Source organism: Bacillus sp. AR8-1, assembly GCF_008042345.1.
GTDB lineage: Bacteria > Bacillota > Bacilli > Bacillales > Bacillaceae_G > Bacillus_A > Bacillus_A cereus.
Map to the genome: position 1 here is coordinate 1 of NZ_QNUB01000024.1, position 12,678 is coordinate 12,678.

Here is a 12,678-nt window from a genome sequence, read left to right on the forward strand (position 1 = left end):
CCCATCAAGCTAATATTTTAAAGTACCCCCAAAACGCAAATTTTGTGCATGGTGCTCTTTTTTATTATTTTGGGGTAACTAGTTCTTTTAGCATAATAGCGATGTGTTAGTTCTAAAAACTCAAGAAAGCTTTAGAATACTATTATAGTTGGTCAAGCACATGAACTAGACATCTAATTATTTCAGAGGATTTCTCGATTTGCTCTGCATCAAAATCTGAAAGGTTCGCATTAAGAATATGTTTTAGTTTTTTCTCTCTTTCTAAGTGACAATTTAAACCACTAGGCGTAAGTTGAACATTGACAACTCTCCGGTCGTTATTTGAACGAACACGCTCAACGTAACCAGCCTGTTGTAATCCATTGATTAATTGAGTAATACCAGCGGCGGTAGTTTCTGCTCGATCAGCTAATTCTTTGACTGACAATCCGCCTTCTTCAGCTAATACTTTAAGGGTTCGAGCATGGACCATTGAAACTGCCCCTAATGTACGAGTAGCTCGCCCTCTTAAACGTCCATCGGCTGCAGTTAGACTATATATAGCCTGACTAAGTTCGTCTATCGCAGTTAACTTATTTGAAGAATTTGTCATAACATCACCATTTTCTCATTAACTAAGTACTTAATTATATGAAGTTAACATTAACATATGAAAAAGAGTAGAGTCAAATTAAGTAGAGACTGGCTATTCATTTTCCAAGCAATATTATATATGCTCACCTTAAGTCATCAATAAAATAATAAAACGACTTGGCTCGTAGTCTTGACAAAAGTACATATTATACTTCATTATTTTAATTAAGTACTGAATCATTAAGTACTTAATTAAAAAATAAAGGATGATTATTATGACTCAACGTTCACAATCTCAAGGATGGGCTTTAGATATAGCCCTTGCACTTGGTGGGTTTGATGCTTTGCATCCTGAAGCAAAGGCAACTATGGAACAGTTAGGGCACGACCACACTGATTTTGATAAAGTTTTTTCTCAAGTAAAGAGTGGAGCAATGATACCAAAAGCATGGGCCACGGTTGCTTCTCAGGCTCAAGAACGTGCAAAACATTATGAACAAAAAGGATTCACTGTTACTGCTCGTGATCTATATCAGCGAGCTGCTGTTATGTGGGGACGTGCACAATACTCATATTTTAATGATGATCCACGAAAATTGGCATTTCGAGAACAGTGTAATGAATGTGTGGCAGCTATTTCATCACTTGGAGGAGGAACGGTACAACGTATAGTACTAGAATTTGAAGGCAAACAGATATATGCACTCCTTCATTTGCCCTCAGGTGAAGTTCATAATGCACCAGCAGTAATATTAGGTCCAGGTATGGATATGATTAAGGAAGACTATATACAGATTGCGCAACGTTATTATACGTCTCGTGGTATCGTAGCTCTATCAATTGAAGGACCGGGGCAAGGCGAATCTGTATCTGGAGGTCTAAAAGTTGATTTGACTAATTACGAACGCGCCGTTAGTTGTTATATCGATTTTCTATCAAAACGGCCTGAGGTTGATCCAAAGCGGATTGGATTTTTTGGTATCAGTATGAGCGGGTATTGGGGGATGCGAGCTGCTGCGAATGATAATCGTATAAACGCTATAGCCACTTTTGAAGGTGTATATGGTGAATTTGATACCATCTTTAACAGAGCGCAGCCAAGTTTCAAAGCAAATTTTATGTACATGTCTGGTTACATGGATGAAGCTGCTTTTGAAAACGAATTGAGTAGCCAGATGAACCTGTGGAAATTGGCGCCAAAGATTACTTGCCCAGTCTTCATGGGGATAGGAGAATTTGATGAACTTACCCGTTTGGAAGAAGCATTAAGTCTTTATGAATTTGTAGAAGCACCAAAGGAGATACGCGTCTATGAGAATGAATTTCACCCGCTTGGTGGAGTAGCTGCAGAAATTTTTCGTTTTGGTGCAGAGTGGGTGGAACTTGCACTTGAAGGAAACTTTAAAGCTAACCATGATGAGCGTTATTACATGCATCGTGATGGGGGTGTTACTGAAGGGACTGCTTTTCCAGCTTATTGGCTTGGCGCCCAGCCGGCGGAAATTAAAGCACGCAAAAAGTGTAATAAATTAAACGCTTGTAATAATTAACAAATTTACACTGATTAAAAAAAGAAAACAACAAAAAATAGTATGTATCTTTTTTACACTATTTTTGTTGTTTTCTTCAAATTTTAGACTCCTCATAATTATGGCCATTGGTGAGGATATTCAAAGTAATGATACAAAAAAATCAGATCCTCAAAAAAGAAGCAGAAGTTGTACAGTCATTTGTATCAATAAATAAAGAACTTATAAAAATTCACAAGTCAAAATGCTTCTAGTTTAGGGTTAACAGTACCACAAATGGAAATCTTAAACACAATTTATGGCATTCCTAATATTACTCTTAAAAGTATTTCAGAACGGCTTTCAGTTCCTAAAAGTACAGTAAGTGTAAATGTAGATGAATTAGTTAATCTAGGATTAATCGAGCGAAATAAAATTAAAAGTAACTAAGAAGGGTCAAGGATCATCAAAAAAATCTATTGAAAATTCTACTTCCTATAAAGCTATGTCATCAGCACTAGAACAACTTCAAGAAACAGAAATTCAATCATTATTGCCTATTCATAAAAATTATTTATGTCCTTGAAATTTTAAAGAGCCGTGTATCCTTAGCGCGGTAAAATGCGGCTGTTTTCTAATCTAAATTTTCTTAGCGTGGGTTTTTTTCGAAATTATAGCGGTACCCCAGATAGGTTTCTTGTTTATATTTTGCTTCCAGCCAATTATGTTCTTGTTGTGGATATCAAAATAAAGACGTTAAAAATCTAAACCTACGTAAATGAGACTGTCCTTCTTGTCGTACACACCATGATAGGGATATTAACGCAAGTATCAATATAAAGAATGAAGCGATAAGGCTTCTAACCGCAAGGACTGCGGGGTTAGCCTAATCAATTAGAGTTCGATAGAACTCTTTACTTAGGAATCCCTCACTTCTAAACGAAGTGAAAGTGGGGGTAGTTCAATCCAATCCTCATTTCTCATGTGAACGTATTTTATGTAAAAAGCGAAAATAAAAAATCAGATTAGAAATATTATATTTACACATTCCTCGGCTGTACCCCCTTATTATGTTTGGGTTGCAATACCCAACATAATATGAAAAATCTCAATCTCATTTTTATAAGCTGAAATGAGATTGAGACTCTTTTGTTGTTTATTTGTTGGATAATGGAATGGTTACTAAAAATTTTACGCCTTGTTTGGTATTATTTATAGAATACGTGATAAAAAGGAATTCAAAAATTTGTTTTACAATATATAACCCTAAGCCACTCCCTCCCGTATTTCGATTTCTTGACTTTTCGATTCGATAAAAGGGTTCGAATATGTGTTGTATATTCTCTTCTTTAATTTCGACACCTGTATTGATGACTTGTATTTCGATATGGTTTTGCTTAGATTCTTGGCTTAATTTTATATAGACCTTTTCGCTAGGTGGTGAATACATAATCGCATTATGAATGATGTTTTTACAGGCTTTTTCTAAAAGAACACAATCCGTATAAACAAAAATGTTAGAATCGACTTCTTTTATTATTTGAATGCCTTTTTGGGAAGCAAAAAATTCGAGATTTTTGGTGATTGTACCGACTAATTTCGAAAGATTTACTTTTTCTACTTGTAGTTTAAAGGTATGTTGTTCTAATTTTGACATGCTTAAGATTTCGCGAACCAATTGTTCCATACTTTCAATTATTTGATGATTTTTCTTTAAATATTGGTCACGATTTTGATAAGGGCCGATATTATATATCATCCCTTCTAAGTATCCTTTCATAACAGTAATAGGAGTTTTTAATTCATGTGCTACAATGGCAAAAAATTCCCTTCGCTTTGTTTCTATTTCTCTTTCTTTTTCAATATCACTTTTTAATTGCTGATTTGCATTTTGTAAATCAAACATAGCTTGTTGTAAATTAATGGACATATCGTTCAAGCTATTGGATAATTCCCCTAATTCATCCATAGAACGAACCTCAATTTTTTCGGAGAAATCCAAGTTTGCCATCTTTTGTGCACCTTTATTAATATAAATAAGTGGTTTAGTAATAAACCTTGAATAAAGATAAGCACTTCCTAAACCAATAACTAGTACAATGATACTAATATAGGGTAGAAAACGTACTAAGACCTGTGAAGCTTCATCAATCGGCTGAAATGTTGCGAACACCACAAGCGTTAAGTTAACATCTTGGAATTGTATTGGCTTGCTAACCTCATATGAATTACGAGGATTATCTAAACTCCTTGCTGGTACTGTTTTAACAAAACCTTTTGCTTGAGTACCGCCTTGAATAGTACCCTCTTGAATAGTACTTTGAAGAGAAGCAATAGAGGGAGAATAAATAAGTCTTCCCTCATTATTTTGAAGGTAGATCACCGCATTATTTTTTTGTGCGTATTCATCAACAAGTGGTATTGCATTTTGAAGCGTAAGATCTTTAGATTTATCAATTATTTCTTCGATTCCCGTTTGAAGCTGATCTGTTTTGTATTGCTCATAAAATTTAGGGAGAAAGAAGTATAAAGTTACATAAATCAAGGTTGCAAAGGCTAACAAAATGAGGGATGTAGTCATAAAGAGTTTATAGGTAATTCTCTTCATCTTCATGATTTTTACAATCTTATTCATCAATTTTATAACCAATGCCCTTTACTGTTTTAATATAGGGTATATCTAATTTTTTTCGTATGTTTTTCATATGCGTATCAATCATTCGTGTGTCCCCGGCATACTCATATCCCCAAATTTTTTCTACGATATTATCTCTTGTGAGTACCTTTTTTTCATTTTGAAGTAGTAGTTGCAAAATTTCAAATTCTTTTGTCGTTAGGGGAACCTCGACTTTATTTACATATACTTTATATGCATCGCCATCGACATGTAGTTCTCTAAATACAAAATGATTATCCGTACTTTGATTATTACTTCTTCTCAGTACCGCTTCGACTCGTCTCATCAAAACATGAAAAGAAAAAGGTTTTGTAATATAATCATCGATTCCAAGATCAAATCCTTTCATTTGATCTTGTTCTTCTTCTAACGCAGTTAGCATAATAATTGGTATATTTGACTGACTTCGAATCATTTTGGCAACTTCAAATCCATTCAGGTTTGGCATCATCACATCGAGAAGAATTAAATCGAAGGACTGCTTATTAAATTGGTTCATGCCCTCTAATCCGTCTGATGCAACTATAACTTTATACTGTTGTGTCATTAAAAATTGTTTGATTAATTCTTGTATTTCTTGATCATCTTCTACCACCAGAATATGATAGTTCATCGTTATATCACCTCTTGTAGTCATTATAGCCCTCCAATCTGGAGATGATGTGGAGACGTATTAGAATACATAGAAACACTATAAAAACTTCACGGGAAAACTACATGTATTTCAGATCAGCTCCAGATGTATGAGATAGGTTATATACATAACAAGTCAGAGGGAGGTAATCAAGGTGTCACTGGAAGCAAACATCATTCTTTCTTTATTAGATTTACAACTGTGGATGGCCCCTCATTCGAATAATGGTCGCATAAAAGAGAAAAAACAAAAATTGAAATTAGCACCGTGCTTAAATAAATATACAAGTGTAAATAAAAGAAAGCTATATAAGTCTAGTGAACAAAAATAGAGAGGATCAAATTGATTTTTTTTTGTATCTAATAACTAGGTACTGAAAATCTTTACTATAACTCTAGATTAACTCCATATAGAATACAGATTAAGTTTGTATGATACATGTACCAAATAGAAAGGAATGATACATGATGTTGACGACTTACACAATCTATCAAATTTTATCCCTTCCTTCTTATTTACACACAAACCTATTACCATCCATTCTCACGAGAATGCTAGGCTCTAAGTTTATAACAAAAGAGTAAATAAGCTAATGGATGGTTATTGTTCCTTGTTGTCACTTTTTGCAAAACACCTGTATAACATGCATGCTACTATGTACATTGAATACCTTATTTGATGAGAGCCAAATAGGCTCTTTTTTTAGAGGCCAGCTCAAGGTGGGTTTGAATATCGTCATACATATACTCATAGAAAAATTCGAATATGATGTTATCTCTATGAAAAAACAGTTGATTTATGTCTAAACCATGCCTAAAAGTAAAATTTTCCTTTTTGAAATAATGATTTCTAAATATCACATTCATACATCGTAATTCAAATATGAAGATAAAAATATTCAATTGAAATTAAAGGAGAAAGGGATGCTCAAAATGGGACACTATGATACAAATCAAACAGAAAATAATAGGAATAAAGCCTATAAAAAAACAGGTTATTTTTTCACAGGAATAATTGGTGCAATGATTGGTGCAATTACCATTGGATTGACCATCCCTTATATAAATGAAATCAAAGAAAGTGCTGGTCAATCTCCTAAACATAACGAAGTGAACCAGGCTACTCCTATCTCTTACAAACCCAAAGGTGAGAGCAATCTTCAAAATATGATTGAATCTGCAAAAGAAGTTGTCGTAGGTGTCATTAACTATAAACAAAATGCAGATTCATTTAATACGCAAGACCAATCAGAAGAAGCTGGTTCGGGATCAGGGGTCATATATAAAAAAAACGGCAATAAGGCTTTCATTGTTACAAATAATCATGTATTAGACGGTGCAAATAAAGTAGAAGTGAAATTGAATAACGGTAAAAAGGTTCCCGCTAAAGTAGTAGGGACAGATCCATTATTAGATTTAGCGGTATTAGAAATTGATGGAACTGATGTAAAAAGAGTCGCAACACTTGGAGACTCAGATAAAAATCGTACAGGGGAAACGGTAATAGCCATTGGGAATCCATTGGGGCTAGAAGGAAGTGTAACAAAGGGGATTATTAGTAGCAAAGAACGAGAAATACCTGTTAGTACACTTGGAAATCAACAAGTGGATTGGCAAGCACAGGTAATTCAAACAGATGCAGCTATTAATCCTGGGAATAGTGGAGGAGCTTTGTTTAATGAACAGGGTGAAGTCATTGGAATTAATTCGAGTAAAATTGCACAACAAGCAGTTGAAGGAATTGGGTTTGCAATCCCAATTAATATAGCCAAAACAACCCTAGGGTTTCTTGAGAAAGATGGAACAGTTAAACGTCCAATGATGGGTGTACAGTTATTAGATGTAGAGAAAATAACAGATTCTGCACGTAATCAATTAAAATTACCAAAAGAGATATCAAATGGTGCAGTATTGGGAAATATCTCAAACCAATCACCAGCAGAAAAAGGTGGATTGCAGCAATATGATGTTGTGATTGCATTGGATGAACAAAAAATAGAAAATGTCGCTCAATTCCGCAAATATTTATATGAAATGAAAAAAATGGGGGATACAATTAAAGTAACGGTTTATCGAAATGGTGAAAAAATAACAAAAACCGTGAAATTAACGGATCAAACACGCGCCGCTTAACAGCCACCTTTCGGTGGTTTTTTCTATTTTATTAGTTTTATATGTGCTTTTTGTATGAATGCTAGATATATCATACAAGGAGTTAGTAAATATGATGAAGCAAAAGATATTCTAGCTGCATATCAAAAAGGATTGCATTTTACCAGTTATCAAGTGACTGCCTTTTATAAACAAAACAAGAAATCAAAAGGCTGCAAAGCGCTTTTTTAGGAAAGCTTTGCGGCCTTTTTATGTTTCAAAGCCACGTGTAATAACAGTCGATAAGAATCCGGCATATTCTATAGCAATTGGGTAGTTGAAAAAAGAAAAAGGCATACCTGATAGTAAGCAACTTAGACAACAAAATTACTTGAATCATATAGTAGATGGACTTGTAACATAGAATACGATTCCGTTAGGAATATATATGTTTTATTCTCTTTTACTTTGTTTTTGCACCAGAACCAAAATACAAAGGGAGCAAGAAGAGCTACGTAACCGTCAAGAAAAAATAAAGAAAGAGGAAGAAGAACAACAACGTATTCAAATACAGAAAGAGCAGTTATATAGAAAAAAGAGCTATGGAACAAATGAGACTTGTATCATGTCTATCTATTGAAACCATATTAAAAGTGAGGGCAGTTTTATGTTTATTCAAATAAGTTTGAGGTGTGGAAATGGAACAGAAGTTTATTGAAAAATGTAATCATGATGAGCTTGACTATGTTATTAAAGACTATTGGCAAGATGTATGGAATTATTCATTTATTATTACGAAAGATCCACACTTATCAGATGACATCACGCAAGATGTCTTTATAAAGGTTTTTAAACATTGGCATTCGTTTCGAAAGGAGTCATCTATTAAAACGTGGATATTAAGAATCACAAGAAATACGGCAATAAACTATTTGAAATCCTCTTATTTTAAAAGGATATCTTTAGTGGGATTTTTTAGTGATGACAAGCAGTCTTCTTCGGCAGAACAACAGTTTTTTAAGCAAGAGGAACTAAATGAAGTGTGGGATGTTGTATTAAAACTACCTAAAAAACACCGTGAAATACTAATACTAGACGCAAAATATGAATTATCTTATGAAGAAATGGCTGAAACATTAGGTGTGTCAATTGGAACAGTCAAATCTAGATTGAGTAGAGCGAGAAGTAAAGTTTCAAAACTAATAGGGGAGGGAAGAAGTGATGAACAGTAAAAAAAATCCTGACTGGTATAGTAAATTGAAAAAAGGACCAATGGAGCATCGGAAAGATGAAGAAGAATATATTGATAAAATAAAGCAATCGATATATCAAAATAGTGAAGTAGATTCTGTAACATATAAGAGACCATTTCGAAAAAAAGCATTGCCTGTTGTAGTTGTTTTGGTTTGTACAATGTTATTTTTCATTGTTCAACAACCTTGGCTTGATGATAATAAATCACCGGTACAAAGTAGTACTCAAATTGAGCCGAAAACAAAAGATGAATCTGCTCAAGATCCATCATTGAAACAATTTATGAATGATTTATATCAAAGTACAAACTCAAAAAATGAAAATGATTTGTATAGAGTATTAAATGATGAAGTTCTATTTAAAGGGAAGAGTTATAAGAAGGATGAATTGAAGTTTGATGAAGATATTTTTCATGAGTTGCAAGTCGCTCTTACAATGGGGGGAGAGTTTACAAATGATACAAAGAAAGTATATAAAGTACCAAGTGGAATGACAGAAAGTAACCAATCAAAGCGAGACCATTATATATATGTAACTGTTACTGGAAATAAAACGAAAATTTTAGCTGAACCAAAACGAGAATCACAAATTTTATATGAAGTATCTAATGAAATGGTAAAAGCTTGGATTCCAGAAAAAGTGAAGAATGATGGATATATAAAAATATCGACATTTAACGGTAATACTGGGTATGTACAAAAAGAGTATGTTTTAACGGATATTAAATATTCATTTGTGTTCGAAAAGGATCATGAAGGTATGTGGAAAATAATAAATATAGATTCTATATGGTAAAAGAGGAAGGTTCACTTTAACGAACCTTCCTCTTTGTTTTTATTTTCTTATGGAAGTGTATGCCAGAACTCTAAAACTTCTGCTGTAACGAGAGCAGCGATGTTTTTTTCTGAATTACTACCAGGAATAACGGCAGAAATGGCGATTTGTGGATCTTCCGTAGGAGCATATGCAATGAAAAGAGAATGATTTATCATTTTTTCTTGCTCATTTGGAAAACTTGTAGAACCCGTTTTACCTGCGACATGAAAGGGCAAATTTTTAATCTCCTCTATATTTTGTCTCATTCCATCTTGCACGACATTCCAAAATTTCATAGGATAATGATTTGAACTTTCTAAAATGGGTTTAAACTTTTTTGTTTCCTTACCGTCCTGACCAATAATCGCACTTACGATTTGAGGTTTATATTTATCACCTTTATTTGCCAAAGTTGCTGCATATTGAGCGAGTTGAAGAGGAGTATGCACTTCATTTCCTCCCCAAGAGGCGGCATTTAATAGAGCGGAAATTCCATTTTCAAACTTATTAGATGGATGGAATTCATATTGTCCGTCTTCTTCAAAGGGTAAATCAATCCCGGTTTTAGAACGTAGACCGAATTGCATTAAATAATCTGTCCATATATGTGCCACTTTTTCTATATTCCCATTATTTTGGTTGAATAAGGGCAGAGCTACTTTTGCTGTCATAAATGTATTAGATGAATTAATGATAGCCTGCCTCGGTGTAATCTCACCGGTTGGCGTTCCAGGTGCATTCGTAATGTTATTTTGATTATCATACTGAAAAGTACCCTTATCTAAATAAGTATCTTCAGGTTGAAGAAGCTTTTCGTTTAATCCAATTAAAATAGTAAGTGGCTTTATAGTAGAGGCCATATTTACATAAGATTTATCATACTTTAATTTTTGAATTGCTTTATTTTGCGAAAGTGATTTAATGTTTTCATTTTTAGATGATATATGTGTATTTAATGTATTTGGATTAAATACTGCCGAGTTGGCCATAGTTAAAATTGCGCCAGTTTTTACATCGGTTACTACAACATAACCAGCTTTAGCATCACGTATTTTCTTAATTTGAGATTTTAATGCTTCCTCTGTTTTTTGCTGCAATTTAGAGTCTAAAGCTAGCCGGACATCTTTTCCTTGTTGTACGTTTTGAATGTTCCATAAGAACTTTTTATTATTCACTTTAAAAATAAGAGTTTTACCTGGTTTTCCTTTTAAATCATTTTCATATTGAAGCTCAACCCCACTTTTTCCAACAGGTCCATACTTAGAATTAAGGTCATTTTCTACATACCCAATTAGCTGTGAACCAATTTCTTGTTTAGGATAATATCGAATCCATTCATCTTTAATTATTACATTATTGGGTTTGTTCTTGTTTATGAATGTAAGTTCACTTTCATTTATGTCAGAGTATAACGGCATATCATTCATATTCTGCTTTTTACAAGATTGTTGTAATTGTGATTTTACGTCATCTGCAGAAATGTCATGTTGAAACTCGTTTGAAAATTGATTGAAAAAAGCTAATGTGTCTGATGTATCTTGATTCGATAGCTTTTCATCATTAGAAGTACAATATAGAGACTTAACTTGCTTATTTGTAGCTAGTATGACACCATTTTGATCAAAAATTTTTCCTCTTTCAGCTGAAGAAGTTGCGATAGTAATTGAAATGAAGTTGATTTTTACTGAAATTAGTAAAATAAAACCTACAATAGAAAGAATCGCAAAAAATTTCCATCTTTTTATATGTAACATATAACCCTCCCTTATGTAGTCTAATTCATCTTATAGTTAATTATTTTTTTTGTAAATGTGGAACAATTTTATTATTTAGGTTATCTATTAAGTATTACAGCATGAAGAAAGGAATAATTAGTATGAAAAATTACTAGCAAGTCTAGGTATAAGTTTAATATGAGTCATTATACAGTTTAGCATTTCTAATGTAAGCAAAAAAACAAGAAAGAGATTTATCAATTACTCGGCTGTACCCCATGCCCATCAAGCTAATATTTTAAAGCACCCCTAAACAAAAAATTGTGTTTTTTATAGCACCAAAGTTCATTTTTATCGTTTTAGGGGCAGCCTGTTCTGTTAAGTTGATGGATGTGTGACGCTACCACAAATAATGGATATCTTTTTTTATAAAAAATATATAATTTATTCAACAATTTTTTCGATAACAGGCATAACAGCGATTGGTGGAATAGAGTGGGTCCATCCTACGGAAAATATATTTAGTTTTTCACCTACGCTGTAGTTATCTTTGCTAGTAATAGGGACACGTAAAATTTTATCGTTTTCCGACAGAAGACTCCTTCCTCAAAAATGTGAAGATGTGAAACACCAATTTTAGGTGGGAGATGAATGTCGGTTGGCATAGGCCAACATGTTTGCTATCATTTACTTGTACAGATTGCTCTTTGAAAACTGAAGATATGAGGTTGGTTGCAGAAAAACGTTGCAACCGTAAAATCTTCAACGTTCTATCGCCCACACTTGCTGAAGTTGCGAAAACCAAGCTAAAGTAGGGAGTGTGGTGAGTCAACGTACAAGATACTTATGTTCTCACCGTAGGGACTACGGGTAGAGCCTGCTAAGATAACCGGTGGATAATCGGTGTTCGCAGGAATCTCCCACTTCAAACAGTCCGTTAGGACGTTAAGTGGTGAGTAGTTCAATCTGAGAGACTAATTCCCACCAATTATTTTGATAAGAGAGTGCCTCCTCTTTTGTGTTAGTGTCAGCTACAATTAAATAATTATCATCTGCTGAAATAACATACCCAGTGAAAGGTATCCGTACTTGTTCTTCCTTAACAGGAGTAGGGTTACTTATAGAATCTGCCGAAGTAGGAGTTAATCCAAAAACTAATCCACATCCTAGTGTCAGAGTGGTTACTATTGTTACTAATTTTTGTTTTTTTGAAAACATAATATAAATCCCCCTTATATTTTATCCGTACACCATCACCTTTCTATTTTTATATATAGAAAGTCTTCTTATATCCCTTAATTTAACAATTATGTCACAATTAATCCATTGTTTTTTCAACTGGGTATTATTTAAAGATAATACATGTTATAATTCACCAAATTAAATATTAATTCTACCTTTATCTTTTAGT

The 12,678-nt window shown here is 33.5% G+C and carries 10 protein-coding genes and 4 pseudogenes; 9 read left to right on the forward strand and 5 right to left on the reverse strand.

Features of this window, described 5'->3' with window-relative positions:
• Positions 1 to 142 precede the first annotated feature (142 nt).
• On the reverse strand, positions 143 to 592 hold the full coding sequence (locus DN400_RS18430; protein WP_097854081.1) for a MarR family winged helix-turn-helix transcriptional regulator: 450 nt from the start codon (positions 590 to 592) through the stop codon (positions 143 to 145).
• 256 nt (positions 593 to 848) lie between these two features.
• Here DN400_RS18430 and DN400_RS18435 point away from each other — a divergent pair, with 256 nt between their 5' ends.
• The 3 genes and pseudogenes from DN400_RS18435 to DN400_RS18445 all read left to right on the forward strand — a co-directional run.
• Positions 849 to 2,123: an alpha/beta hydrolase gene (locus DN400_RS18435; protein WP_147801802.1), complete on the forward strand. Its 1,275-nt coding sequence runs from the start codon at positions 849 to 851 to the stop codon at positions 2,121 to 2,123.
• A gap of 128 nt (positions 2,124 to 2,251) precedes the next feature.
• Positions 2,252 to 2,667 (forward strand): annotated as a pseudogene (locus tag DN400_RS18440) (MarR family transcriptional regulator).
• A gap of 121 nt (positions 2,668 to 2,788) precedes the next feature.
• Positions 2,789 to 2,971 (forward strand): annotated as a pseudogene (locus DN400_RS18445) (zinc ribbon domain-containing protein); the annotation flags it as partial.
• 266 nt (positions 2,972 to 3,237) lie between these two features.
• Here the strand turns inward: DN400_RS18445 and DN400_RS18450 are convergent.
• Positions 3,238 to 4,695 (reverse strand): HAMP domain-containing sensor histidine kinase, encoded by a 1,458-nt coding sequence (locus tag DN400_RS18450; protein ID WP_147801861.1) that lies wholly within the window; start codon positions 4,693 to 4,695, stop codon positions 3,238 to 3,240.
• Between the two features lie 13 nt (positions 4,696 to 4,708).
• The gene (locus DN400_RS18455) at positions 4,709 to 5,395 is read right to left on the reverse strand and encodes a response regulator transcription factor (RefSeq protein WP_179953507.1); all 687 of its coding nucleotides are present in this window, start codon (positions 5,393 to 5,395) and stop codon (positions 4,709 to 4,711) included.
• Between the two features lie 151 nt (positions 5,396 to 5,546).
• Here DN400_RS18455 and DN400_RS29570 point away from each other — a divergent pair, with 151 nt between their 5' ends.
• The 6 genes and pseudogenes from DN400_RS29570 to DN400_RS18475 all read left to right on the forward strand — a co-directional run bounded on the left by DN400_RS29570 (position 5,547) and on the right by DN400_RS18475 (position 9,531).
• A complete protein-coding gene (locus tag DN400_RS29570) occupies positions 5,547 to 5,723 on the forward strand; it encodes a hypothetical protein (protein WP_170958460.1) in 177 nt (58 codons plus the stop codon).
• A gap of 592 nt (positions 5,724 to 6,315) precedes the next feature.
• On the forward strand, positions 6,316 to 7,524 hold the full coding sequence (locus DN400_RS18460; protein ID WP_147801803.1) for a S1C family serine protease: 1,209 nt from the start codon (positions 6,316 to 6,318) through the stop codon (positions 7,522 to 7,524).
• A 54-nt stretch (positions 7,525 to 7,578) separates the two neighbouring features.
• Complete coding sequence (locus DN400_RS29575) at positions 7,579 to 7,734, forward strand: hypothetical protein (protein WP_179953508.1); 156 nt, start codon at positions 7,579 to 7,581, stop codon at positions 7,732 to 7,734.
• Positions 7,688 to 7,891, forward strand: a pseudogene (locus DN400_RS18465) (DDE-type integrase/transposase/recombinase); the annotation flags it as partial. The gene DN400_RS29575 and the pseudogene DN400_RS18465, both read left to right, overlap by 47 nt.
• 289 nt (positions 7,892 to 8,180) lie before the next feature.
• Positions 8,181 to 8,714: an RNA polymerase sigma factor gene (locus DN400_RS18470; protein WP_147801804.1), complete on the forward strand. Its 534-nt coding sequence runs from the start codon at positions 8,181 to 8,183 to the stop codon at positions 8,712 to 8,714.
• Positions 8,704 to 9,531 (forward strand): superantigen-like protein SSL4, encoded by an 828-nt coding sequence (locus DN400_RS18475; protein ID WP_147801805.1) that lies wholly within the window; start codon positions 8,704 to 8,706, stop codon positions 9,529 to 9,531. Before DN400_RS18470 ends, DN400_RS18475 begins: the two co-directional genes overlap by 11 nt.
• A gap of 47 nt (positions 9,532 to 9,578) precedes the next feature.
• On the opposite strand, the gene DN400_RS18480 is transcribed toward DN400_RS18475, so the two are convergent.
• Positions 9,579 to 11,306 carry a peptidoglycan D,D-transpeptidase FtsI family protein gene (locus DN400_RS18480; RefSeq protein ID WP_147801806.1) on the reverse strand — a complete coding sequence of 576 codons (1,728 nt, stop codon included), beginning with the start codon at positions 11,304 to 11,306 and terminating at the stop codon, positions 9,579 to 9,581.
• A gap of 915 nt (positions 11,307 to 12,221) precedes the next feature.
• Positions 12,222 to 12,485, reverse strand: a pseudogene (locus DN400_RS18490) (DUF3221 domain-containing protein); the annotation flags it as partial.
• Positions 12,486 to 12,678 lie beyond the last annotated feature (193 nt).

Bases quoted from the DNA above. Each gene is read 5' to 3' on its own strand.
- DN400_RS18480 (WP_147801806.1), bottom strand. From the start codon at position 11,306: ATGTTACATATAAAAAGATGGAAATTTTTTGCGATTCTTTCTATTGTA.
- DN400_RS18455 (WP_179953507.1), bottom strand. From the start codon at position 5,395: ATGACTACAAGAGGTGATATAACGATGAACTATCATATTCTGGTGGTA.
- DN400_RS18450 (WP_147801861.1), bottom strand. From the start codon at position 4,695: ATGAAGATGAAGAGAATTACCTATAAACTCTTTATGACTACATCCCTC.
- DN400_RS29575 (WP_179953508.1), top strand. From the start codon at position 7,579: ATGAATGCTAGATATATCATACAAGGAGTTAGTAAATATGATGAAGCA.
- DN400_RS18460 (WP_147801803.1), top strand. From the start codon at position 6,316: ATGCTCAAAATGGGACACTATGATACAAATCAAACAGAAAATAATAGG.
- DN400_RS18470 (WP_147801804.1), top strand. From the start codon at position 8,181: ATGGAACAGAAGTTTATTGAAAAATGTAATCATGATGAGCTTGACTAT.
- DN400_RS18475 (WP_147801805.1), top strand. From the start codon at position 8,704: ATGAACAGTAAAAAAAATCCTGACTGGTATAGTAAATTGAAAAAAGGA.
- DN400_RS18435 (WP_147801802.1), top strand. From the start codon at position 849: ATGACTCAACGTTCACAATCTCAAGGATGGGCTTTAGATATAGCCCTT.
- DN400_RS18430 (WP_097854081.1), bottom strand. From the start codon at position 592: ATGACAAATTCTTCAAATAAGTTAACTGCGATAGACGAACTTAGTCAG.